This is a genomic window from Paucimonas lemoignei, assembly GCF_004342585.1.
Classification (GTDB): domain Bacteria; phylum Pseudomonadota; class Gammaproteobacteria; order Burkholderiales; family Burkholderiaceae_D; genus Paucimonas; species Paucimonas lemoignei.
This window is the reverse complement of sequence record NZ_SLZQ01000003.1, coordinates 356926-378392: the sequence shown is the minus strand read 5'-3', so window position 1 is coordinate 378392 and position 21467 is coordinate 356926. Positions and strand designations below refer to the sequence as shown.

Annotated in this window: 15 protein-coding genes and 1 pseudogene; 8 read left to right on the top strand and 8 right to left on the bottom strand. The window is 56.4% G+C overall.

The annotated features are described in order from the left end of the window. The first annotated feature begins 431 nt into the window (after positions 1–431). From EDC30_RS07105 to EDC30_RS07095, 3 genes are all read left to right on the top strand, one after another. Positions 432–1574 (top strand): glycosyltransferase family 4 protein, encoded by a 1143-nt coding sequence (locus EDC30_RS07105; protein ID WP_165973759.1) that lies wholly within the window; start codon positions 432–434, stop codon positions 1572–1574. Positions 1575–1707: 133 nt separating this feature from the next. Further along, on the top strand, positions 1708–2394 hold the full coding sequence (locus EDC30_RS07100; RefSeq protein WP_132258116.1) for a response regulator transcription factor: 687 nt from the start codon (positions 1708–1710) through the stop codon (positions 2392–2394). Between the two features lie 3 nt (positions 2395–2397). Continuing rightward, a complete protein-coding gene (locus tag EDC30_RS07095; RefSeq protein ID WP_132258115.1) occupies positions 2398–3537 on the top strand; it encodes a HAMP domain-containing sensor histidine kinase in 1140 nt (379 codons plus the stop codon). Positions 3538–3641: 104 nt separating this feature from the next. Here EDC30_RS07095 and EDC30_RS07090 read toward each other — a convergent pair whose 3' ends face one another. Continuing rightward, positions 3642–4781, bottom strand: coding sequence for a glutathione-independent formaldehyde dehydrogenase (locus EDC30_RS07090; RefSeq protein WP_132258114.1), 1140 nt, complete (start codon positions 4779–4781; stop codon positions 3642–3644). 96 nt (positions 4782–4877) lie between these two features. Beyond that, a complete protein-coding gene (locus tag EDC30_RS07085; RefSeq protein WP_132258113.1) occupies positions 4878–5777 on the bottom strand; it encodes an SDR family oxidoreductase in 900 nt (299 codons plus the stop codon). A gap of 585 nt (positions 5778–6362) precedes the next feature. Between EDC30_RS07085 and EDC30_RS19890 the strand changes: the two genes are divergently transcribed. Further along, positions 6363–7976: a methyl-accepting chemotaxis protein gene (locus tag EDC30_RS19890; protein WP_132258112.1), complete on the top strand. Its 1614-nt coding sequence runs from the start codon at positions 6363–6365 to the stop codon at positions 7974–7976. Here EDC30_RS19890 and EDC30_RS07075 read toward each other — a convergent pair. The 5 genes and pseudogenes from EDC30_RS07075 to EDC30_RS07055 all read right to left on the bottom strand — a co-directional run bounded on the left by EDC30_RS07075 (position 7957) and on the right by EDC30_RS07055 (position 12541). Next, complete coding sequence (locus tag EDC30_RS07075) at positions 7957–8166, bottom strand: Dabb family protein (RefSeq protein WP_132258111.1); 210 nt, start codon at positions 8164–8166, stop codon at positions 7957–7959. The genes EDC30_RS19890 and EDC30_RS07075 overlap by 20 nt on opposite strands. Positions 8167–8248: 82 nt before the next feature. Further along, the gene (locus EDC30_RS07070; RefSeq protein WP_132258110.1) at positions 8249–9421 is read right to left on the bottom strand and encodes a sensor histidine kinase; all 1173 of its coding nucleotides are present in this window, start codon (positions 9419–9421) and stop codon (positions 8249–8251) included. Positions 9422–9878: 457 nt separating this feature from the next. Continuing rightward, positions 9879–10722 (bottom strand): annotated as a pseudogene (locus EDC30_RS07065) (NYN domain-containing protein); the annotation flags it as partial. Between the two features lie 113 nt (positions 10723–10835). After that, complete coding sequence (locus EDC30_RS07060) at positions 10836–11465, bottom strand: YqhA family protein (RefSeq protein WP_132258108.1); 630 nt, start codon at positions 11463–11465, stop codon at positions 10836–10838. A gap of 95 nt (positions 11466–11560) precedes the next feature. Next, a complete protein-coding gene (locus EDC30_RS07055; RefSeq protein ID WP_132258107.1) occupies positions 11561–12541 on the bottom strand; it encodes a diguanylate cyclase domain-containing protein in 981 nt (326 codons plus the stop codon). A 272-nt stretch (positions 12542–12813) separates the two neighbouring features. Between EDC30_RS07055 and EDC30_RS07050 the strand changes: the two genes are divergently transcribed. Continuing rightward, positions 12814–15894, top strand: a complete 3081-nt coding sequence (locus EDC30_RS07050; RefSeq protein WP_132258106.1) for a hybrid sensor histidine kinase/response regulator — start codon at positions 12814–12816, stop codon at positions 15892–15894. A gap of 90 nt (positions 15895–15984) precedes the next feature. Beyond that, positions 15985–17199 carry an MFS transporter gene (locus EDC30_RS07045; protein WP_243656681.1) on the top strand — a complete coding sequence of 405 codons (1215 nt, stop codon included), beginning with the start codon at positions 15985–15987 and terminating at the stop codon, positions 17197–17199. A 15-nt stretch (positions 17200–17214) separates the two neighbouring features. On the opposite strand, the gene EDC30_RS07040 is transcribed toward EDC30_RS07045, so the two are convergent. After that, complete coding sequence (locus EDC30_RS07040; protein ID WP_132258105.1) at positions 17215–18600, bottom strand: FAD-binding oxidoreductase; 1386 nt, start codon at positions 18598–18600, stop codon at positions 17215–17217. Between the two features lie 334 nt (positions 18601–18934). Between EDC30_RS07040 and EDC30_RS07035 the strand changes: the two genes are divergently transcribed. Both EDC30_RS07035 and EDC30_RS07030 read left to right on the top strand, forming a co-directional pair. Then, positions 18935–19753 (top strand): TlpA disulfide reductase family protein, encoded by an 819-nt coding sequence (locus EDC30_RS07035; RefSeq protein ID WP_132258104.1) that lies wholly within the window; start codon positions 18935–18937, stop codon positions 19751–19753. A 433-nt stretch (positions 19754–20186) separates the two neighbouring features. Continuing rightward, on the top strand, positions 20187–21335 hold the full coding sequence (locus tag EDC30_RS07030; protein ID WP_132258103.1) for a zinc-binding dehydrogenase: 1149 nt from the start codon (positions 20187–20189) through the stop codon (positions 21333–21335). Positions 21336–21467 lie beyond the last annotated feature (132 nt).

Here is a 21467-nt window from a genome sequence, read left to right as displayed (position 1 = left end):
GCCATTCCGACGTTCTCACCGGTCTGATATCGCCGGCTTTGGCAGCACTCATTCCGCGAAGTGACCATTTCTGTTTTCATGGACTCCCGCAGGCTGTGCAATTTTTTCCGCACTTGGTGGAAACGGTTTTGTATGCGACGTAGTCCGCCTTTACAAAACTTTACAACTATCCTTTTTGGCAGATTGAACTTCATCAAAAAAAGCCCATCGCTCAAATCTACACTTGAAGTCCGCTAATTGGTGCCGATTACATATCGAGTACCGATTGCATAAAGGCTGCTTGTGCTGAGCTGAGGCCGGCTTTCATCAATCACTGCACCTGCATTGTGGTGGTTCTTGAAACGATTGGTGTGCCTTGAACGATTTCATCTAAGAAGGCAAACATGCGTATCCGATGCTTTATCGTGACATGGAGTCGCGGGGACTTGTCAATGTCTGCGGACGTCTTATATCGCATTGAGGCTTTGGCAAAAATATTTCGCGTGACCGTCGTCAGCATGGGGCCACTATGCAAGGAAGAGCAGCGTATTGCGAATGTCGATTACCTGGAGCTGCCCGATATAAAAGGGAAGCTCAACTGGATAAAATATTTGTATGCCTGTGCCCGGCTGATCAACAGGCAGCAGCCAGACAGAGTCGTGCTGATGCATACGCTATTGGCGCCCATGGTCTGGCTGCTCAGGAAAATTCCGCTTGCGCTTTACTGGAATGTGCATCCAAGCCAGCTTTTCGAGCCGTCGCCAAACCCTTCATTGATGCAGCGACTCGCGCAGAAAGCGATCCTGGCGGGGGGCTTCTTTGCCGCAGCCAGGCGCGCAAGTTTGATCATGCCGGTCACCAAGGCGCATTACCATGACTTGTTGCATCGCGGGTGCAAGCCGGAGCGCGTCAGGCTTTTTTACATGGGGGTGCACGAACAGTACTCTTGTGCCGCCAGTAATCCCTTCCGGCCGGCCGAGGAGAATTGCCTTAATCTGGTCTATGTCGTTGCGGTCGGCCAGACGCGCGGTTACGACATGTTGCTTAAAGGATTAGCATTGGCAAACCGCGATCGCCGCGTCGCTCAACTAAGCATTCTCGGCGCTACCGGAGAAGAATATCGCTATTGTGTAAAACGCGCCCTGGAGCTCGATATCCATCAGGATGTATTTATATTCGCCCACGTTTCAGGCGACCGGATACCTGTCATGTTGTACGGTATGGATGCCGGTATCTTCCTTTGGGAAGAGAGGCCTTGGTGGCAATTCAATCTGCCGACAAAAATATTTGAATATCTCGCCGCGGGACTGCCTGTGCTGGCCAGCGACATTTACATGCACACCCAATATATCGCGAACGGATATAACGGTATCGTTTTTGAGTGCAGCCCCACCAGCCTTGCAAATGCAATTGGCCAGCTTTGGGCGCAGCGCGCGAATTTGCCGCGGCTGAAGAGAAATGCTGCCGAATGCGGCAGGCAATATCTGTGGCGCCAAATCGAGCCAAGGTTTTTGCTGGCGATGACGAACTTCGATGTCACGGGCTGGGTAGCCGAACAGGGACGGGCCGGCGATTCTCAAATGACAATTTACTAGCCTATAATTCGCCGGCTAGAGGCAGGTGGATCTTTGAGGGTTGAAGTGTCAGCTCTGTCCATATGCCTTTCCCCATTTCTTTTCCAGATCGTGGATGCAGGCATGACGGGCTGCGCTTCGTAAGGGAGGGTGAATGAAAATTCTATTGGTCGACGACGATATCTTGCTTGTCCATATGCTGGCCGACTATTTGCAGCGCGAAGGCTTCGATGTCCTTGCCCTGCATGATGGCGATACGGTTTTTCATGAAGTGTCGTCAAAGACGTATGGGATCGTCATTCTCGACATCATGATGCCTCGAACGAACGGCCTGGAATTATTAAGGCAGATCCGCGCTGTTAGCCAGGTGCCGGTATTAATGTTGACTGCCAAGGGCGATGATATGGACCGCATTACCGGCCTGGAGCTTGGTGCGGATGACTATGTGCCCAAGCCCTGTACGCCGCGCGAACTCACCGCGAGAATTCGCGCGATTCTGCGCCGCACGCATTCGCTGGCAGCCGACGCGGCTCTGGAATCCCTGCTGGTGGCCGGGCCCTTGCGCCTATGGCCGGCGCAGCGCAAAGCGGAGTGGGAAGGGCGCCCCGTCCAGCTGACCAGCACCGAATTCAGCCTGCTTGAGGTATTGGTGCGAAATGCAGGCCGACCAGTCAGCAAGAACGAGCTTTCCGAGCAAGGCCTGGGGCGCTCGCTTGCCCGCTATGACCGGAACATCGATGTGCACATCAGCAGCCTGCGCCGCAAGCTCGGCCTGTCAAAAGAAGGTGCGCCCTGGCTCCGCACAGTACACAGGCTTGGCTACCAACTCGTCAAGGAATAGGAAATGGGGCGCTTATTCTGGAAATTTTTTTTCGCCATTTGGGTGGCACAACTTTTCGGCACGATGTCGGTCATGTTCATCATCGAAGTCGTGCATCGGCAGCATGAAGTTGCAGGCCCCGAATTTGTCGCGCCAAATTCCCCGCAACATGACATTCCGCGATTGCCGCCGCGCGGCCCCAAGCTGTTGCCGATCGAGCCTTTGGTCGCTCACCTGGTTGCGAGCTTGATCGTTGCCGCGATTCTGGCTCACTATCTGTCGAAGCCGATACGCAGTTTGCGCGCGGCGATCGGAGCCATGGCCTCCGGGCAGCTTCAGGTCGCCGCCGCTGATGCCGTGGAACGACGCAAGGACGAATTGGCGGATTTGTTACGTGAATTCGACCATATGGCCGGAAGAGTCGCCTCGTTGGTAGACGGGCAAAGGCAACTGTTTCATGATGTGTCGCATGAATTACGCTCGCCGCTGGCGCGCATGCAGGTCGCGATTGGATTGGCAAGGCAGCAGCCGGAAAAAACCGAGCAATTATTGGAGCGAATCGATGGCGAGATCATACGAACTGATCGCCTGATAGGTGAGCTGCTAGCCTTATCGAGGCTTACCATGCCTGAAATGAAGATGGCGGATGAAGAGTTCGGCATCGACGAACTCCTCACGGAAATTGTCGAAAACGCGCGGTTCGAGGGGAAAGCGAAAGGACAAAAAATCCGCTCTTCCATTGCTACCGGAGCGAGCATCAATGGCAGTCCGGAATTGATGGGCCGGGCAATTGAGAACGTGGTCCGCAATGCGATTGAACACACGCCGCGCGACAGCACGATATCGGTCGAAGCCAGAATGGAGCCAGGGCGCGACCGATTGACGATCGCCGTTTCCGACACCGGCCCAGGCGTGCCTGACATAGAGATCGATCATCATGTCAATTCATCGTTTCGTGGCATAAGGTCCAGTCGCTCGGCAGAGGGGCATGGGCTGGGCCTGTCAATCTCGAAGCGCATCATCGATGCCCATCAGGGCGACATCCACTTCCGCAATCTCGACAAGGGGGGATTATGTGTCGTGATCGTATTGCCGATATCCCAGAGCCGCCAGAACTTCGCGAATGCACCCGACGGCGAACTCGCGCAGATGCCCGCTAATTAGCGAGCCGTGATTTCATGGCATCTCCGGCTGGAGAATGCACCGGCTAAATGAGCACGCGACAACGCCAGTCACCTGCCGGTGTGCGCTCTGCGCAGAAGAGCGGATCATTTCCCCGCTTTGAGCACGACCTTTGTCCAGCCATCCTTGCGCGCATCGAAATTGGCATAGCCTTCCACAGCCTGTTCAAGCGGCAGCTCATGGGAAATGATCATGGATGGCTTGGCACGGCCAGTGTGGATCAGTTTCATCAGGTTGCGGTTATAGGCTTTCACATTTGCCTGTCCGGTGCCGATGCGCTGACCTTTGGTAAAGAAGGTGCCGAAGTCAAATGCGAGTTTCCCTTCCTTGGCCAACTCGTCCGCCGCGCCGGGATCTTCCGGGTTGAAGACGCCGACCACACCAATGCCTCCGGTCGGGCGCACCGCATTCACCAGGTTATTCATGGTCAGGTTCGGCACTTCATGACCATCGTGATGGTGACACTGGTAACCGACGCATTCACAGCCGCAATCTGCACCCTGGCCATCGGTGAGCGACATGATCTGCTCCACGCAGGACTCGTCGGTATTGTCGACCGGGATCGCGCCGATCTTTTCCGCCAATGCCAGCCGGTCCTTGTGATGGTCGACCACGATGACCTTGGAGGCGCCCTTGATCATTGCCGAGTAAGCCGCCATCAGGCCGACAGGGCCGGCGCCGAATACCACCACCGAGTCGCCCGCCTTCATTCCTGCCAATTCGGTCGCATGGTAGCCGGTCGGAAAAATATCCGACAACAATACGTAATCATTTTCCTTTTCTTCGGCATCGGGCGGCAGGACCAGGCAATTGAAATCGGCGTAGGGCACGCGCAGCAATTCCGCCTGGCCGCCGCTGTACGGCCCCATCTCGGCATAGCCATATGCCGCACCGGCATTGCCGGGATTGGCGATCAGGCAAAAGCCTGTCAGGCCACGCTCGCAATTCTCGCAAAAGCCGCAGGAGATGTTGAACGGCAGGCAGACGCGATCGCCGACCTTGACGCGTTCGACGGCGCTGCCGACTTCGATCACGATGCCCATATTCTCGTGGCCCAGTATCTTGCCTTCCTCGACGCTGGTGCGGCCCTCATACATATGCAGGTCCGAACCGCAGATATTGGTGGTGGTGATCTTGACCAGTACATCGGTTGGCTTTTCGATGCGCGCATCCGGCACGTTTTCGATGGCGACCTGGCGTGGTCCTTTATATACAAGCGCTTTCATGCAGTTTTCCTTTTAGGAAGTCCGATACATAACTTGCCTGTCAGCGCAAAGCCAAAGGCGAGTTCTTCACACAAAGCAGGTAAAGACGGACGAGGATCAATGGTGCAGGCGACCGCCACTTCCATAGACTTTTCCTTCGCCGCCCGGAATGTACAAGGCGCCATCCGGGTCGCGCGGCGGCTCATCGTATTGCTGTTTGCTGGCATACTTCGAAGCCATTTTTTCGGCAACGCTCGGCAGGATTTTCGACATGGTTGTGTTAATTACAGACATCGTGCCGACCTTGATATCGCGGCTCGGCTCGGTAGCAGCATGCAAGATTGCCTCGGCTACCTTTATCGGATCGATCTGCGGATCCGGTAATTTTGGCTCCTGATCCATGTAATTTTTCGCATGCTGCGGAAATGGCGTATTGACTGCTGTAGGCTGAATCAGCGTAATCGACACAGGTGCTTTATCCAGTTCTTCGATTTCCACGCGCAGCGCATCGGTAAATCCCTTGACGGCATGCTTGGAGGCAGCATACATGCCTTGCAAGGGAATCACCGCATCGGATACTTCGCTGCCGACGTTGATCAGGGCGCCGCCTTGCTTCTTCAAATGAGGCAGGGCCACGAGCGAGCCGTTTACCACGCCCCAGAAATTGGTGTCGAATAAGCGTCGGCTATCCTGCTCGGATACTTCGTCGAGGCGGCCATAAATCGAGCCGCCTGCATCATTGACCCAGGTATCGATCCGGCCGAAGCGCTGCAGGGCGGCACTGGCAATGCGTTCCACTTGCTGACGGTCGCCGACATCGGCCACGATATACATGGCGTCGCCGCCTTCAGCGGAAATGTCGTCGACAATCTGCGTCAAGGCTTCCTCGCTGCGCGCTGCCAGGACTAGCTTGGCGCCTTGCGAAGCCGCGGCTTGCGCCGTTGCAAGCCCAATGCCGCTGGACGCGCCGGTGATTACAATGACTTGCTCGTTGAGCGCTTTAAGATGTGTGGTCATATCCTCTCCAGATCCTGCATGTAAAAAGTTTTAGAAGTCGAGAGGGCGAAGCATGCAATGTACATGCCTGTAGGTGGCGAGAATCAGCTTTTGGGGACGTGTGGTGATGAACGTAATTGCGTTCGTTACAGTTAATTCTCCGTTCATTACTGAATTTATAAATGAGCGCAATTTCTAACTTGTCACTCACCCCGGGCACGCCTCACCGAGCTGCCGCTCCGCGGCGCCCGGCACGTTCCTGTTATTTACATATCGTTCTGCAGATCGACCGGAAGCGGAGCTGGCGGATGCAGATACCGCGCCCTGCCTGATAGTCGGTCTATTGAGGTTGACACAAGAATGGAAAAGGCTGAGAACAAAGAAAATCAGAAATTTCAAGATTTACTGGCGGAGATATTGCGCCGCAAATGTGGGCATATTTATTCAATAAAGTTAATTCGGATAGGGGTGATAGAGGTCGATAGGAGTGATGTGTGCCTTTTCAGGTAGTAAACGCCACATATTCTTGTTCAGTGCAATAAATTATGGCAAGCTTCGTTTCCACGTGGAAACATTTTGCATCGCTGAACAAAAGGTACTTGGTTAATGAATCACCTCTTGCCGCTAAAAAGCCGGATCCGTCGTTACGCAAGAAGCTATAAGGCTCAATTTTCCAACGGTTTTTCTGTTGATACGCATCGGACTATCGATATCGCCGGCCGCGCAACGCCTGTTTTGATGCATGGCGATGCCGAGCTCAACATGAATTATGCGGCGACGGACACATTCACTGAACGCACCGGCGTGACGACAAGCATCTTTGTCCGCAAAGGTGACGACTTCATTCGCATCACTACTTCAATCAAGAACCAGAAGAATGAACGCGCAGTCGGCACTCTGCTCGACCGCGCTCATCCCGGCTATGCGCGATTGCTGCAGGGGCAAAGCTATTTGGGCTTGTCGTCCGTGTTTGGCGTTCAACTTATGACCGGCTACGATCCAATCCGTGATTCTGCTGGCCGGGTAATCGGCGTCATCGTCGTCGGCATGGCGGTGGTGAACAAGTTTTACAATGGTCTCGGCTTCAAGCTGACTGCCGCGCTATCAGCCGGCGCGACGCTGCTGCTGTGCCTGTATGGGTGGGCATTTTCTGCATTGAGCGGCGCAGCGCTTTCACGTGCTCTGCCAGCAGATGAGGCGCATCAGGCAAGCGCCGCACTCCATGCAAGCTTTAGTAATCTTGCCCTTGTGGGCCTTGGTGGCGTGCTATTGCTTGCGGTAGGGATGTACCCGGTATTGCAACGCTTAGTCAGCAAGCCGCTGATCGGTACGCGATATGCCGCAGAGAAGCTTGCTGCCGGTGATCTCACTTCGCTGGTGCATGTGGACCGGCGCGACGAGATTGGGCAGTTAATGCATGCGGTGAATGCCACTGCGCAGGGGCTTGCCCGCATCGTCGGCGATGTGCGACAGGCCTCGGACAGCATCACCCATGCTTCGCGCGAGATCGCCGACGGCAATGCGGATTTGTCAGCACGCACGGAATCCCAGGCCAGTGCTTTGGAACAGGCCGCCAGCTCGATGGGACAACTGACCGATATTGTCAAACTCAGCGCGGACAAGGCGCGACAAGTCGATGGTCACGTCGCCGCCGCCTCGCAGGTTGCCGGCCACGGCGAAAAGGTGGTTGGCGACGTCGTGCAGACCATGCAGGCGATCAAGCGCAGCTCGCTGAAGGTGGCTGACATTGTTGGCGTGATCGACGGGATCGCATTCCAAACCAATTTGCTTGCCTTGAATGCGGCAGTCGAAGCCGCTCGTGCCGGCGAACATGGCAGAGGTTTCGCCGTTGTCGCAGCGGAAGTGCGCAGCCTCGCCCACCGATCGGCTTCGGCAGCGAAGGAGATCAAGACACTGATCAATGACTCCGTCGGTAGCGTTGACGCCGGCGGTAAGCTGGTTGAAGAAGCCGGCAGCACGATGATTGACATTATGTCGGCTGTGCATCGAGTTAGCGATGCCATGAGCGAAATCACGAAGGCCAGCGAGGAACAACGCGCAGGCATCGAGGAAATTAACACCGCAATCGCGCATATTGACGATATGACGCAACGGAATTCCGCACTTGTGGAAGAGGCCGCCGCAGCCGCTGAAAGCACTTACGACAGCGCCGTAAAATTGTCGAGTGCAGTAACGGCGTTCAAGCTGGCGGGCAGTTGATATTTCTTCGTGTGAAGCCATCATTCAAACCTTCAGGGCTGACATTAGTGCCCCATTCGTGATGGCGAAGCCCTGGATTTTTGTCTTTTAGAATACAAAAATCCTTGATAACTGCATTAACCTGCTCTGTGCTTGTTTCAACTTTGAAGGAAAACAAGACAAGGTGACGTAACGCGGCAAGAGAAGTCATAGCGATTGCGCTTTGAGTGAATGCGCAAAGCTTATTCTACGTATCGGCAGCATTGACTATATGGTGCCTCGTCAAAAGCCACTTATTCCGCCGGCAAGTGCGCGCCTAGCGTTGGTAACCGTGGCAAGCTGATCGTGAAGGTGGTGCCAGTATGTTTTTCGGACGTGACGGTAATGGTGCCGCTGTGGGCGTGAACGATTTCCCTGGCGATAAATAAGCCAATCCCCAGGCTTGTCTCCCTGCTGCAATCCGTCGTGTCTTGCTTGGCCAGGCGAACCAGCGGTTCAAATATCGTGGCGAGTTTTGGCGGATCGATGGGCTCGCCTTGATTGTTCACCGTGACGACCAGGTTGTCTGGGGTCGACATGAGGGTGACGATGACAGGCCCATTCTTTCTGCCATATTGCAAAGCGTTCCCGATAAGGTTGGAAAACACCTGTGAAATCCGATCCTCATCAAGGAGCGCGCCCATGTCACCGCGCGCGTCAAATTCGATCATCCGCTCAGGATGGAAGGTGCGCATTTCTTCGACAACATTCATACAGACAATTGCGAGATTTGCCTGTTTCGGCTTGACCGGCAAACCTGAGCCCAAGTGACTTCTTGTGAAATCAATCAGGTCGCCAATCAGTTTGTTCATGCGCTGACCGGAATTGAACATGCGGGTGGCCGCAACGATATACTTGCTCGCGATATCTGTAGCCTGCATGATGAAGCTCGCGCCGGTAATGATGGTGCCTAGCGGATTGCGTAGATCATGCCCCAGGATCGCCAGAAACATATTCTGGGATTGTTTTACCAACTTTGCATAACGGGCGACAGATTCTGCTAAAGCCTGGTCGATGGCTTCATTGAAGCGCATCATGTCTGCTGAATCAGTCGGCAGCGCCAGCCGGCTACTTGCTGCCCATTGTTGCAATACGCTTGCGCGGAGTGCGCGATATTCCGATACCAGCTGTTCAATCGTATAGCCCGACAATAGACGCGATGCGGCATGCGTCTCGGCCGCGGAATCTCTCTTTGCTCGGGGTGCTTTGCCTTTGGACTTTTCAGATTGCTCGTATGCGTTCTGCGGTCTCTCAAGATCGCCCGCAATTTCTTTGAGCATATGGATGGCATGATTGCGTAGCGCCGTATCATCCATGGTGAGCGCCGGTGGCTCAATGGTGCGGGCAAAATCTTCCCATGCCTGAAGAATGGGTTCTAAATTATTGAGGATGAAGTCAGAAAGACGCGCATTGGCTGTGTTGGGCATTGAAACCTTAGTGGAGTCCCTTCAGCGAGATTCGCGTCCTGGGACGCCGCCATCATAACAGGTATCCCATCTTGCTTAGCGCTGCTTTCTTCCGCCTTCGGACGCCTTTCGGACTGTGGAAGCTGGCCGAATCATTCTTCCTTGGTTGCTGCCGGCTTTTTTCTCGGTTTCCGGGGGCTCGCGGTGGTTTTTCTGCTTGTCTTTGCGGCACTTTTAATTGGCACGGCCTCCTGCTGTTGCACTTCAGCCTCTGGCGGCGCCGATTGTTCCGATGCCACTTCGGGTAAGGCCGCAGCTATAGGCGTAGCCTTGGGCTCGCTTTGCACAGCCTTGCGTCCCGTAGCGCGCGAGCGGCGGCGAGGCTCGGTTGCCGTGGCTGGCGGCACGTCAGCTTCAATCTCACTCGCATTCGGCACGGCAATCGGGCCGCCATTTTCTGGCATGACCGCGGGGCTTGGCGCGGCATTGTTTGCCACCGCACTGCTGCTACGGTACGCGTACGTGCCCGATTTCTCGTCGCGTCCGGATTGGAGCAGGCCGCGTGACTGCGCCTCTTCCAGCAAGTTGCCGAAGGTGCGAAAGCCGTAATGGGATTCGTTAAAGTCGGGTTTGCGGCGCTTGATCGCTTGCTTGAGCGCTGACGCCCAGATCTTGCCGCTGTCGCCACGCACGGACATCAAGGCATCGAATGTTTCGACGGCCATCTCGATGGCCTGCGTCCTGCGCAGTTCCAGATCCTCCTTGCGGCTGCTCTCTTCGGCAGGCTGTCGCTTGGTTGCCGGTGGCGCTTCACGGGTGTCACGTCTTGTGTTCGTGCGCCGGCTTTCACGTACCAGGTCGTCGTAGAAAATGAATTCATCGCAATTGGCGACGAGCAGGTCGGATGTCGATTGCTTGACGCCGACGCCGATCACTTGCTTGGCATTCTCACGCAGCTTCGATACCAGCGGTGAAAAGTCGGAGTCGCCGCTGATGATGACGAAGGTGTTGACATGCGACTTGGTGTAGCAGAGGTCAAGTGCATCGACGACCATCCGGATATCGGCGGAATTTTTGCCGGATTGGCGTACGTGCGGGATTTCGATCAGTTCGAAATTGGCCTCATGCATGGTCGCCTTGAAGCCCTTGTAACGATCCCAGTCGCAATACGCCTTTTTGACAACGATGCTACCCTTGAGTAACAAGCGTTCGAGCACCGGCTTGATATCGAATTTCTCGTACTTGGCATCGCGCACGCCCAGCGCGACGTTTTCGAAATCGCAGAACAGTGCCATGCTAAGGTTGTCGTCGGAAGATGCCATGAGTAGTTAGCCCGGAAGTGCGGTGAAAAAGATGGAACCGCATTATATCCTTGGCAGCGCCTTTCCCTTCTGGGTTCAAGTCGATGCGATTTCGCTTGGGCGAGGCGTCCGCCCTAGGATTTGTCGTCAGTCGTCTTGGCAGCCCCGGTGACGTTGGCTTGTTCATCCTGGCGTTCAAACATGCGGGTCTGCGCCTTTTCCTGCGCATCCGGGCTATGGATTTGCTGATCTTTCTTTGCCAGCTGATTAAAGCGCTGAAACAATACCAGGGCGACCACCACCAGTGCCAGGGAGCCGCCGAATTCGAGCGTTTCTTTCGGATGAGACCAGCCCACGAAGTGCTCCAGGAAGGTGACGCTCATGATTACCACCACCACGCTGATGACTTTTGACTCCAGGTCGGCAAGCGTCTGGACGCCCAGCGACACCGTGATATTGAGGGGCGATACGAACAGGCTGTATAGGCCGACGCCAATCAGGTAAAACACCACCGCCTTGAGCATCACGCTCACAATTTCCAAAAAGCGGATCGTCAATTGGGTCGCGTGCAAATCGCCGTTCAATACAGTCCGCCACGCATCCCATATCCCAAAAACGGCCTGTAGCGCGCCAAGCAGAAACAGCGATACGGCAACGAGCATGACTGCAGTCACCGCCAGCAGAACGATGAATCGTGTATGCCCGATTACCTGGCTGAATCGATCGATTCGTTTCTTCGTGCTGTCCCGCTCATGCTCATTCATCTGTCTAGCCTCTGAAGATCAAGAGTTTCCAAGGCATAGGTCTGGATACTTAAGTTATTCGAGGCGCTAGCCATGTCGGGACAGTAAGGATATATCTATTGCAAACCCATATTTGCAGTCGCGTAGGCCCTGGTGTCATCGAAGGCGGGGTGGCCGGCAAACTGGTAACGGTTCTTTCCCGCGTGTTTGGCGCAATAGAGCGCGCCATCGGCCCGCGCGATCAATGCCTCCGCATCTTCCGCATCCTTGGGATAGAAGCTGATGCCGATGCTGCCGGAAACCTTCACCGATACGTCGCCAATAACAAGTGGCTCTTCCAATAAACCCAGTATCTTGGTCGCGGGCCGCAAGATATCTTCCACGCGGACGATTTCGGCAAGCACCATGATGAATTCATCCCCGCCGATTCGCGCGACCGTGTCTTCCTGACGCGCGACTGAACGCAGGCGCACGGCGATTTCCTTCAGAAGACTATCGCCATAGGCGTGGCCATGCTGATCGTTGACCTGCTTGAATCCATCGAGATCCATGTACATGATGGCGACCATCTGATGATGGCGGCGCGCATACTGCATCGCGGTTTCGATCCGGTCCGCCAGCAAGCGCCGGTTGGGCAGCCCCGTCAAGGAATCGTGCAGGGCTTTTTCTTCGAGTAATCGGCTTTGCTCGGCCATGGCCTTGTACGAAAGGCGCGCTTCGATGGTATTACGCATGCGCATATCCAGCTCGGCCAAATCATATGGCTTGACGATGAAGTCGCGTGCGCCCGCCCCCAGCGCCGCGAGCTTGTAACGCTGGTCGCCTGTAATGGCCAGCACCGGGAGCGTCGCGTGCTTTTCGACGTCCTTTAGCTGCTTCATCACTTCAAGGCCATTCAGGCCGGGCATATGCATGTCGAGCAAGATCAGGTCATAGTCGTTTTGCGCATGGAGTTTGCAAACCTGGCTTGAATCATTGGTGAACGAGACTTGAGTATAGCCGCGCAGCTTGAGCGTTTCGGAGAGCAGCGTGATGTTGTCCGCACTGTCGTCGACCAGAAGAATGCGCGCGGCTCGGATTTTATCCAAAGTTATCATTGATTCTTGGGCGAAAAATATTGAAGTAATGAATGCCTTGCGTAAAGATGTTAAGAGAGAAGACTTTCCTCTCTACATGACGCAGTACGGTTTCGATCCTTTGCGCCGGTCAAAGTTTCTACTTAATATCGCACCCTGAATTTTTACAGGGAGGCGCGGGTCTACCAAACAGGTTTTGTGATAAGTGCGGATTGCAGCAGAGGAACATAGGGCAATCTTTTTCTTCGTGCATAGTCTCAGCCTGCATTGCTGTATTCGAAAGGGACTGCTACATGGCTACGCCTGATGAATTGCCCGCCGGTCTTTCGCTCGATTTTCAGCTTTTGTTTGACGCCACGCCGATTCCTTATCTGGTCCTGACGCCGGATTTCACCATGGTGGCCGCCAATGAAGCGCGCCTCAAGGCCACCAACACCGCGCGCGATCAGATCCTGGGAAAAGGGCTGTTTGACGTATTCCCGGATAACCCCGCGGATCCCGAAGCGACCGGCGTCACGAACTTGCGGGCATCGCTGATGCGGGTGCTGCAGAACAAGCGTCCCGACGCCATGCCGATACAGAAATACGATATCCCCAAGCATGGCGATGTCAACGGCGAATTTGAAGTGCGCTATTGGAAGCCGCTCAACACGCCGGTGCTCAATACGGCGGGCGAGATCATCTACATCATCCATAGCGTTGAAGACGTGACGGAACACATTTTGAAGCAACAGGCCACCGAGGAAAGCGAAGCCAAGTTCCGGCAGATTGCCGATGCCATCCCGCAGATGGTCTGGTCGACGCTGCCAGACGGTTATCACGATTATTACAATCGTCAGCATTATGAATTCGCGGGCGTCCCGGCAGGCTCAACTCTGGGCCAGAGCTGGGCCGCGATATTACATCCGGACGACCTGCTGCGCGCCAGGGAAGCATGGGAACACAGTCTTGCCACAGGCGAGCCCTACGAAAGCGAGTACCGGTTGCGGCATCACTCGGGACAGTATCATTGGGTGCTGGCGCGCGCCTTGTCGATCCGGAATGCGGCGGGCGAAATCGAGCGGTGGATGGGCACCTGCACCGATATCAACGAACAAAAAATCCTGCAGGCCAAGCTGCAGGATGCGCAATTGAGACTGGAAGGCGCATTGACCGCCGCGGAAATCGGCACGTGGACATGGGATATTCAAGCCGACCGAGTCTATGCCGACCCCAACTTTGCCAGGCTGTTTGATGTACCCGAAAAGATTGCCAACGGTGGCCCGCGCGAAGCGTATTTCCATGCCATCCACCCTGACGACCTCAAGGCTGTCGAGGCCAACATCGCCGAGGCGCTCACCACTGGCAAGCCTTATCAAGACTATTACCGCTTGTGTCAGCCGGACGGCAGTATCCGGTATATCCATGCACGAGGAAAAATCGAGTCTGACGCGAGCGGCAAACCCGCATGGATGCCCGGCGTCGTCCTGGACATCACGCAACAGAAACTCGCTGAAGAAGCGAGGCTACGGACCGAATTCCAATTCAAGGCCATCGTCGATTCCAACGTCATCGGAATCCTGCAATATCGTTATGACGGCACCCTGGTGAATGTGAATGATGCCTTTCTGCGGATGCTGGGCTACTCGCGCGAAGACGTCGAGCGGAACGGCTTATCCTGGCGCGAGCTGACACCGCCTGAATGGGCGGATGCAGACCGGCGAAGCATGGATAGCCTGCAATCGAGAGGAAGTGCGGAAGCGTACGAGAAAGAATATTTCCGAAAGGACGGCAGCCGCTTGCCGGTTTATGTTGGTGCTGCCAACTTTCATGACGCCAAAGAAGAAGGCATTGCTTACGTTCTCGATATCAGTGAATCCAAAAAGGCACAATTGGCGCTCAAGGAAAGCGAAGTGCAATTTCGCACGTTGGCAGAGAACATTCCGCAGCTGGCCTGGATGGCCAATAGCGACGGCCAGATCTTTTGGTACAACAACCGCTGGTTCGAGTACACCGGCACGACGCTGGAAGAAACGCAGGGCTGGGGCTGGGAAAAGGTACACCATCCCGACTTCGTGGAAGCAGTCAAGGCAAAGTATTACGACGATATTGTCAAACAGCAGATTGCATGGGAAGACTTGTTTCCGCTGCGTGGCAAGAATGGCGAGTATCGCTGGTTCTTGTCACGAGCTGTTCCTATTCGCGACCGGAACGGGCAGATTGTCCGCTGGTTTGGCACGAATACCGACATCACCATCCAGCGTGAAGCAGAAGAAGCGCTGGAACTGGCCAACCGACGCAAGGATGAATTTCTTGCCATGCTGGCGCACGAGCTGCGCAATCCTCTTGCGCCAATCAGTACGGCGGCAGAGCTTCTCAAGATGGTCAGCTCAGAGGAAAACATCGTCAAAAAATATAGCGAGATTATTGCGAGGCAGGTCAGGCACATGACCGAACTGGTGGACGATTTGCTTGACGTCTCGCGCGTGACACGCGGCCTGGTATCGATAGAGAAGGACGAGCTCAGTATCAAGGAAGTCATCAATAGCGCGATCGAGCAGTCGAGGCCCTTGATCGAGTCGAGAAATCATGCGCTCTCCATCCATCTCGCGCCAAACAATGCCGCGGTACTGGGAGACCGCACGCGCCTCATCCAGGTGCTGACGAACTTGCTGAATAATGCCGCCAAATACACGCCGATGGGCGGCCATATCGCGCTGTCCATGGAAGTGAAAGAGACTCATGTGTGCATCAGCGTGGCTGACGACGGCATCGGCATGGATTCGGAACTTTTGCCCCATGTGTTTGACTTGTTTACCCAGGCAGAACGCACGCCGGACCGCTCCCAGGGCGGCCTCGGCCTTGGCCTGGCGCTGGTAAGAAGCATCATGACGCTACATGGCGGCAGCGTGACGGCCAGGAGCGCAGGGCCCGGCAAGGGAAGCGTCTTTGCCTTGTCGCTGCCGATTTTAAGGAAGGAACAGGAGGCGGCCGACGAATTCCCGGCGGCCGCCACGGAAAGCCATCCATCGCGCCCGTTGAACATCCTGATCGTCGACGACAACGCCGATGCGGCGGTCTCGCTGGAAGCGCTCCTGGAGGAGCAAGGCCATGTCGTGACGGTTCGCGAGAATGCGCAGAGTGCGCTTGAAGAAGCCAAGCATTTGCGTCCCGAAGCCCTGATTCTGGATATCGGCCTGCCCGACATGGATGGCTATGAACTGTCGCGGCGCTTGCATGGCTTATCTGAAACCAAGGACGCCATGTACATTGCGCTAACAGGGTATGGGCAGGCGCATGACAAGATCCTTGCCAAGGCAGCAGGCTTTCAGCATTACTTTGTGAAGCCGGTCGATATGACGTCATTGCGGAGAGTGTTGTCGGCGGCAGGATGAATCAAAGACTCGAAGCGGGGTGCACGTCGGCTGAAGCGACGGGTTTGCGGTAGAATCTTCACGCTTTACTCCGTCTTCGCAAAGTTTTCCGTGTCTTCGTCTCCTCCATCGCTTTCTCCCTCCACCACATCAACCGATATTCCAACAGGCTCTGCGCTACGCGCCAATCTCGCCATGGGCGTTGGCAGCTTTGCCATTGGCACCGGCGAATTTGTCATCATGGGCTTGCTGCCCGAAGTCGCCCGCGACCTGAACGTGACCATCCCACAAGCTGGGCATGTCATCAGTGCCTATGCGCTTGGCGTGGTGATTGGCGCGCCGTTGCTGGCGGTGCTTGCGGCAAGCTGGCCGCGCAGGCGCTTGCTCATCGCGCTCATGGTGGCTTTCGGGCTGGGAAATTTCGCCAGCGCCATCGCGCCGGGCTACTTGTCGCTCAACTTGCTGCGTTTTCTCGCCGGCCTTCCTCACGGCACGTACTTCGGCGTGGCGGCGCTGGTCGCCGCATCCATGGCGCCACCGGGGCGACGAGGGCAGGCAGTGGGGCAGGTGATGCTGGGCCTGACCATCGCCACGCTGATTGGCGTGCCCATCGCGGCATGGCTTGGCCAGGTATTGGGCTGGCGCGCGGCATTCGTATTTGTCGGCGCGCTCGCCATTCTTTGTGCAGTGCTGATTCTGCGTGCATTGCCGGAGATACCCGCCGAGGCTGGCGCAAGCCCGTTGCGCGAACTGGGAGCGCTCAAGCGGCCGCAAGTGTGGCTGACGCTGGCAATCGGCGCCATCGGTTTTGGCGGCCTGTTTTCCGTGTTCAGCTATGTCAAGCCGACGATGATGGAACTGGCGGGCATGCCGTTGGGACAGATACCGATCGTACTGGCATTGTTCGGCGTCGGCATGGTGATCGGTAACTTGATTGGCCCGCGCTTCGCGGACCGCGCGCTGATGCCGACCGTGGCCGGCCTGCTGGTATGGGGCGCGCTCATTCTCGCGGCGTACTCGTTCACCGCCTATCATCCCTGGCTCGGTTCCCTGAATGTGTTGTTGGTTGGCACGCTCGTCGCCCTCGGACCGGTGCTGCAGGTGCGCTTGATGGACGTGGCCGGCGATGCGCAAACGCTTGCTGCGGCGCTGAACCATTCAGCCTTCAACGCCGCCAATGCGCTGGGTGCATGGCTGGGCGGCGTGGCAGTGACTGCCGGACTGGGCTGGTCTTCGACAGGCTGGGTGGGCGCCTTGCTGGCGCTGGCGGGGCTAGCGGTTTTCGCCGTGTCGGTCAGGAGCGCAGGGCGGGATACGGCGCGCTGACTGCATGCCGCCCCTTCAGACCGGCTTGATGTTCTGATTCATCCGGAACAGGTTTGTCGGGTCGTACTTTTTCTTGATTTCCACGAGGCGGTTGTACGTCGCGCCATAGGCAAAGGCGATGCGGTCGGTTTCTTCTTGCGTGAGGAAATTGATGTAAGCACCGCTGCTGGCGAACGGCTGCGACTTGGCGAAGAACTCGCGCGCCCAGGCGATGCAGCGCTCATCGTCGGCAGCTGATTCCCAGCGGCCGTGCACATTCATTACGTAATTGGCTTCCCGGCTCGAATACGCCATCGCCTGAGGCGCGACGCGCGTCGTCTGGCCGCCGATCGTGCCGATGAAGATCTCGCACTGCGGCGACGGCAGCTTGGCCGCGTATTCGAGGATGGCATCGATCACGCCATCGCTGAGTTGGGAGAAATTGTGCGACTTCCAGTAATTGCGCGCGCCCGGCGCCAGGAGCGGATCGAAGGTCTGCTGCCATGCAATGTACGGCTGCACGCCGACATGTTCCCCGACCACCGTGCCAAACCCGCGCAGCGGCTCGATCAGCTTCGCTCCCTCGGCAGGGTCGCCCGCATAGCACAGTGCGAGTACGATGATTTCTTTGCCATGGACCGCCTCAGGCAGGAATGGCAGCGGCGGCGCCTTCCGCGTGACCATCCAGACGTTCAGTTCGTCCGGCATCGTCTGCGTGAACCGCGCAAACTGCGTGAGCACGGTCTTGGCCTGGTCAAACGGGAAGACGATGAGCCCGCATAACACATCCGGGCCGACGGGATGCAGCTGGAACTGGAAGCTGGTGACAATGCCAAAATTGCCGCCGCCGCCGCGCAGGCCCCAGAAGAGATCGGGGTTTTCCGTTTCGCTGGCATGCACTTGTTTGCCGTCTGCGGTGACGACTTCAGCGGAGAGCAGGTTGTCGACGGTCATACCGTACTTGCGGCTCAGCCAGCCGAAGCCGCCGCCGAGCGTCAGGCCGGCCACGCCCGTGGTCGAGTTGATACCCAGCGGTGTAGCGAGACCGTGCGCCTGCGCAGCCTTATCGAAGTCGGCGAGGATGCAACCGGGCTCGACGGTCGCCTGGCGGGCGTTCGTGTCCACCTGCACGTTTTTCATCAACGAGAGATCGGCCATGATGCCGCCATCGCAGACGGCATTGCCGGCGATGTTATGTCCGCCTCCTCGCACCGAGATGAGAAGGGCATGCTGGCGCGCGAACCCGACGGCTTGAACGACATCATCAGTCGATCTGCAGCGGGCGATCAGCGCGGGCGTGCGGTCGATCATGGCATTCCAGATCTGGCGCACCTCATCGTAGGCAGCGTCGTCGGGAAGGAGCACTTCGCCATGGAACTGCGATTTGAACTCGTCAATATTGGCTGTTTGTAGCTGCGTCATGCTTGCCTCCTTTGTTTGCGCCTAACGGGCAATAGAAGATCAGGACTGTCCAATAAACGCAGTAGCAGGGTGATGCGAAAAGCCTTCGATCCTCGCCAGGCCGTGCCGGTTCCACGGTCGGCCAGCTTTTGCAAATGGATTTATTCGGTAATAAACAATTGCCGGGTCGGCTTATCCAGCATGCAATGAAGAATGCTGCGTTCATTTTCTTTATCAAGGACAGATATAACAACGCGACCAGGAAGGACGAAGCGAGTCTTTTCATATTCGCAATACATGGCTTGCTGCTGCAAATTACTATCTACGCTCACCCGGCAGCTAGCATGGAGACACAATGGGAACAATTAATCTGGGACCGTTTGCTATTTCACTTTGGCTCATTTTGCTCACGATCGCGATGTTCTCCAGCTTGGCGGTCGGCCGCTTGACGGCGCGGTCGTGGAAAGTGGATATCGAGCCGATCTTGTGGACCTTACTGATCGCCGCAGTGATAGGGGCGAGAATCGTTTTTGTCGCACGGTATTTTGACGGCTACAAGGCCGCGCCGTGGAGCATTATGGACATTCGCGACGGCGGGTTTTCCAAGTCCGCCGGCATGATGTTGCTGATTGCCTTGGGAGCGTGGTTCGCCTGGCGCCGCAAGGAAGCCCGCAAGCCGCTGGTGCTGGCCGTGGGCACCGGCATTGTGGTCTGGTACTTGGGCATGACAGCTCTGATCGGACGCGATACCGGGCAGGTAAAACTTCCCCAGGTCGAGCTGGTGCACCTGGACGGCGGCACGTTCCAGCTGCAGTCCCTGGCGGGAAAGCCGATGGTGGTGAACCTGTGGGCGAGCTGGTGCCCGCCATGCCGGCACGAGATGCCTGTGCTGCGTGACGGGCAGGCGCAATATCGCGACATCGTCTTTGTTTTCGTGAACCAGGGCGAAGCTGCGGATGTCGTGCAACAGTATCTGAAAGCCGCACAGCTTTCGCTCGATAACGTGTTGCTTGACTCTAAACTGCAAGTGGGCAGGCAGACTGCCTCCATGGCTTTGCCGACCACTTTGTTCTTCAATGAGCAGGGAATCCTTGTCGAGCGACGTGTCGGCGAGCTTTCTGCCGCGACGCTCGCGCAGCGTATCGAGTCCCTGCGCAAGCCGGGGCGGCCTTAGTTTCGGTCCGCGGCTCCGGATATTTCTCATATTCCAACCCAGCGGGCCTGCTAATTTCTAATGTTACTCACGTTCAGTTTGGCTTCGAACGTCTGTTATCGCCCCCAAGCTGTCGTAGCCTATTCCGAAAACCTGCCATTCGGTCCTACAGCGGGCAAATCGAATTTATTCCAGCGAACGATAGGTCATCAAGGCGTTCATCAATGCAGTATGGTCCGGCCATGCCGGTCAACTCTTTTTTAGTGCCTACACTGATCACAGGATAGCCTGTAGCGATGAACTTGGCACACTGCACTGTGATGCGATCGAATTGCGACGCTTGCCTCGCTTCTCGTGTCCCAGCTGATCTGGCAAAGTGACTGCGAGCAGCCCGGCCGCCGATATGGCATGCTCTGATAACCGTACTTTCATCCACCAGTCGAGGAGCATGCTCATGTCTTCGGACAACACCCATTCGTTGCAGTTGCGTTCACTCGTCCGTTCGGAAGGCGAACTGGAACTTTCGCTAGTCCGGGTACCTGTGCCCGTTCCCGCGGAAAATGAAATCGTGATACGTATTGAAGCCACGCCGATCAATCCCTCCGATATCGGCCTGCTGTTTGGCGCGGCCGACATGGCTACCGCCACCTACGCGGAAAACGCCGATGGGCCGGTGGTTACTGCCCGCATCCCCGAGCGCGGCATGAAGAGCATGCAGGGAAGGGTGAACCAGTCGATGCCTGTAGGGAACGAGGGCGCGGGCACAGTCATTGCCGCTGGCGCCTCGCCGGCCGCGCAAGCGCTGCTGGGAAAGACGGTGGCTGCATTGGGCGGCGCCATGTACGCGCACTACCGCTGCGTGCCTGTTGAGCAATGTCTGCTTCTGCCGGAAGGCGCGTCCGCAGCCGATGGCGCGTCTTCCTTTGTCAATCCCTTGACCGCGTTGGGCATGGTGGAAACAATGCGCAGGGAAGGCCATACGGCGCTGGTACATACCGTTGGTGCCTCCAACCTGGGGCAGATGCTGAACCGCATTTGCCAGAACGAACACATCGGACTGGTCAATATAGTCCGCTCCCAGGAGCAAGAGGACCTGTTGCGCAAGAACGGCGCGCAATACGTGTGCAATTCCAGCACCGACAATTTCATGGAAACACTGACCGACGCGTTGGCGGCGACAGGCGCCACGATTGCATTCGATGCCATCGGCGGCGGCCGGCTAGCAGGCCAGATTCTGAGCGCCATGGAAGCGGCGGCCAACAGATCCGCCGGGGAATACAGCCGCTATGGCTCGACAACCTTCAAGCAGGTGTATATCTATGGCGGTCTTGACATGCGCCCGACGGAAATCGTCCGCGATTTTGGCATGGCCTGGAGCATGGGGGGCTGGTTGCTGTTTCCCTTTTTGCAGAAGCTCGGTCCCGAGCGAACGGAGGAACTCAAGCGGCGCGTTGCGGCCGAGCTGAAAACGACCTTTGCCAGTCGCTACACCAAGGTGGTGTCGCTGCAGGAAGCCCTGCAGGAGGAAGCAATCACGGCTTACGGCAAGCGCAGCACGGGCGAGAAATACCTCATCAATCCGTGGAAGGCTCAGCCTGCATGATTGCCTCCGCATTTGCGACTAAGAGGTGAATGCCCTTTAATCCCTGTGCCGTTACCGGATTAGGCCGCCCTATATTTTGAATAAGCGGAAATTTCCACACGTAAATTGATTTCTAACAATATGTGTCGAGCT

Excerpts from the sequence above, each read along its gene's own strand:
- EDC30_RS07030 (WP_132258103.1), top strand. The coding sequence starts at position 20,187 with ATGTCTTCGGACAACACCCATTCGTTGCAGTTGCGTTCACTCGTCCGT.
- EDC30_RS07095 (WP_132258115.1), top strand. The coding sequence starts at position 2,398 with ATGGGGCGCTTATTCTGGAAATTTTTTTTCGCCATTTGGGTGGCACAA.
- EDC30_RS07085 (WP_132258113.1), bottom strand. The coding sequence starts at position 5,777 with ATGACCACACATCTTAAAGCGCTCAACGAGCAAGTCATTGTAATCACC.
- EDC30_RS07070 (WP_132258110.1), bottom strand. The coding sequence starts at position 9,421 with ATGCCCAACACAGCCAATGCGCGTCTTTCTGACTTCATCCTCAATAAT.
- EDC30_RS07060 (WP_132258108.1), bottom strand. The coding sequence starts at position 11,465 with ATGAATGAGCATGAGCGGGACAGCACGAAGAAACGAATCGATCGATTC.
- EDC30_RS07040 (WP_132258105.1), bottom strand. The coding sequence starts at position 18,600 with ATGACGCAGCTACAAACAGCCAATATTGACGAGTTCAAATCGCAGTTC.
- EDC30_RS07100 (WP_132258116.1), top strand. The coding sequence starts at position 1,708 with ATGAAAATTCTATTGGTCGACGACGATATCTTGCTTGTCCATATGCTG.
- EDC30_RS07035 (WP_132258104.1), top strand. The coding sequence starts at position 18,935 with ATGGGAACAATTAATCTGGGACCGTTTGCTATTTCACTTTGGCTCATT.
- EDC30_RS07055 (WP_132258107.1), bottom strand. The coding sequence starts at position 12,541 with ATGATAACTTTGGATAAAATCCGAGCCGCGCGCATTCTTCTGGTCGAC.
- EDC30_RS07075 (WP_132258111.1), bottom strand. The coding sequence starts at position 8,166 with ATGACTTCTCTTGCCGCGTTACGTCACCTTGTCTTGTTTTCCTTCAAA.
- EDC30_RS07050 (WP_132258106.1), top strand. The coding sequence starts at position 12,814 with ATGGCTACGCCTGATGAATTGCCCGCCGGTCTTTCGCTCGATTTTCAG.
- EDC30_RS07105 (WP_165973759.1), top strand. The coding sequence starts at position 432 with ATGTCTGCGGACGTCTTATATCGCATTGAGGCTTTGGCAAAAATATTT.
- EDC30_RS19890 (WP_132258112.1), top strand. The coding sequence starts at position 6,363 with ATGAATCACCTCTTGCCGCTAAAAAGCCGGATCCGTCGTTACGCAAGA.
- EDC30_RS07090 (WP_132258114.1), bottom strand. The coding sequence starts at position 4,781 with ATGAAAGCGCTTGTATATAAAGGACCACGCCAGGTCGCCATCGAAAAC.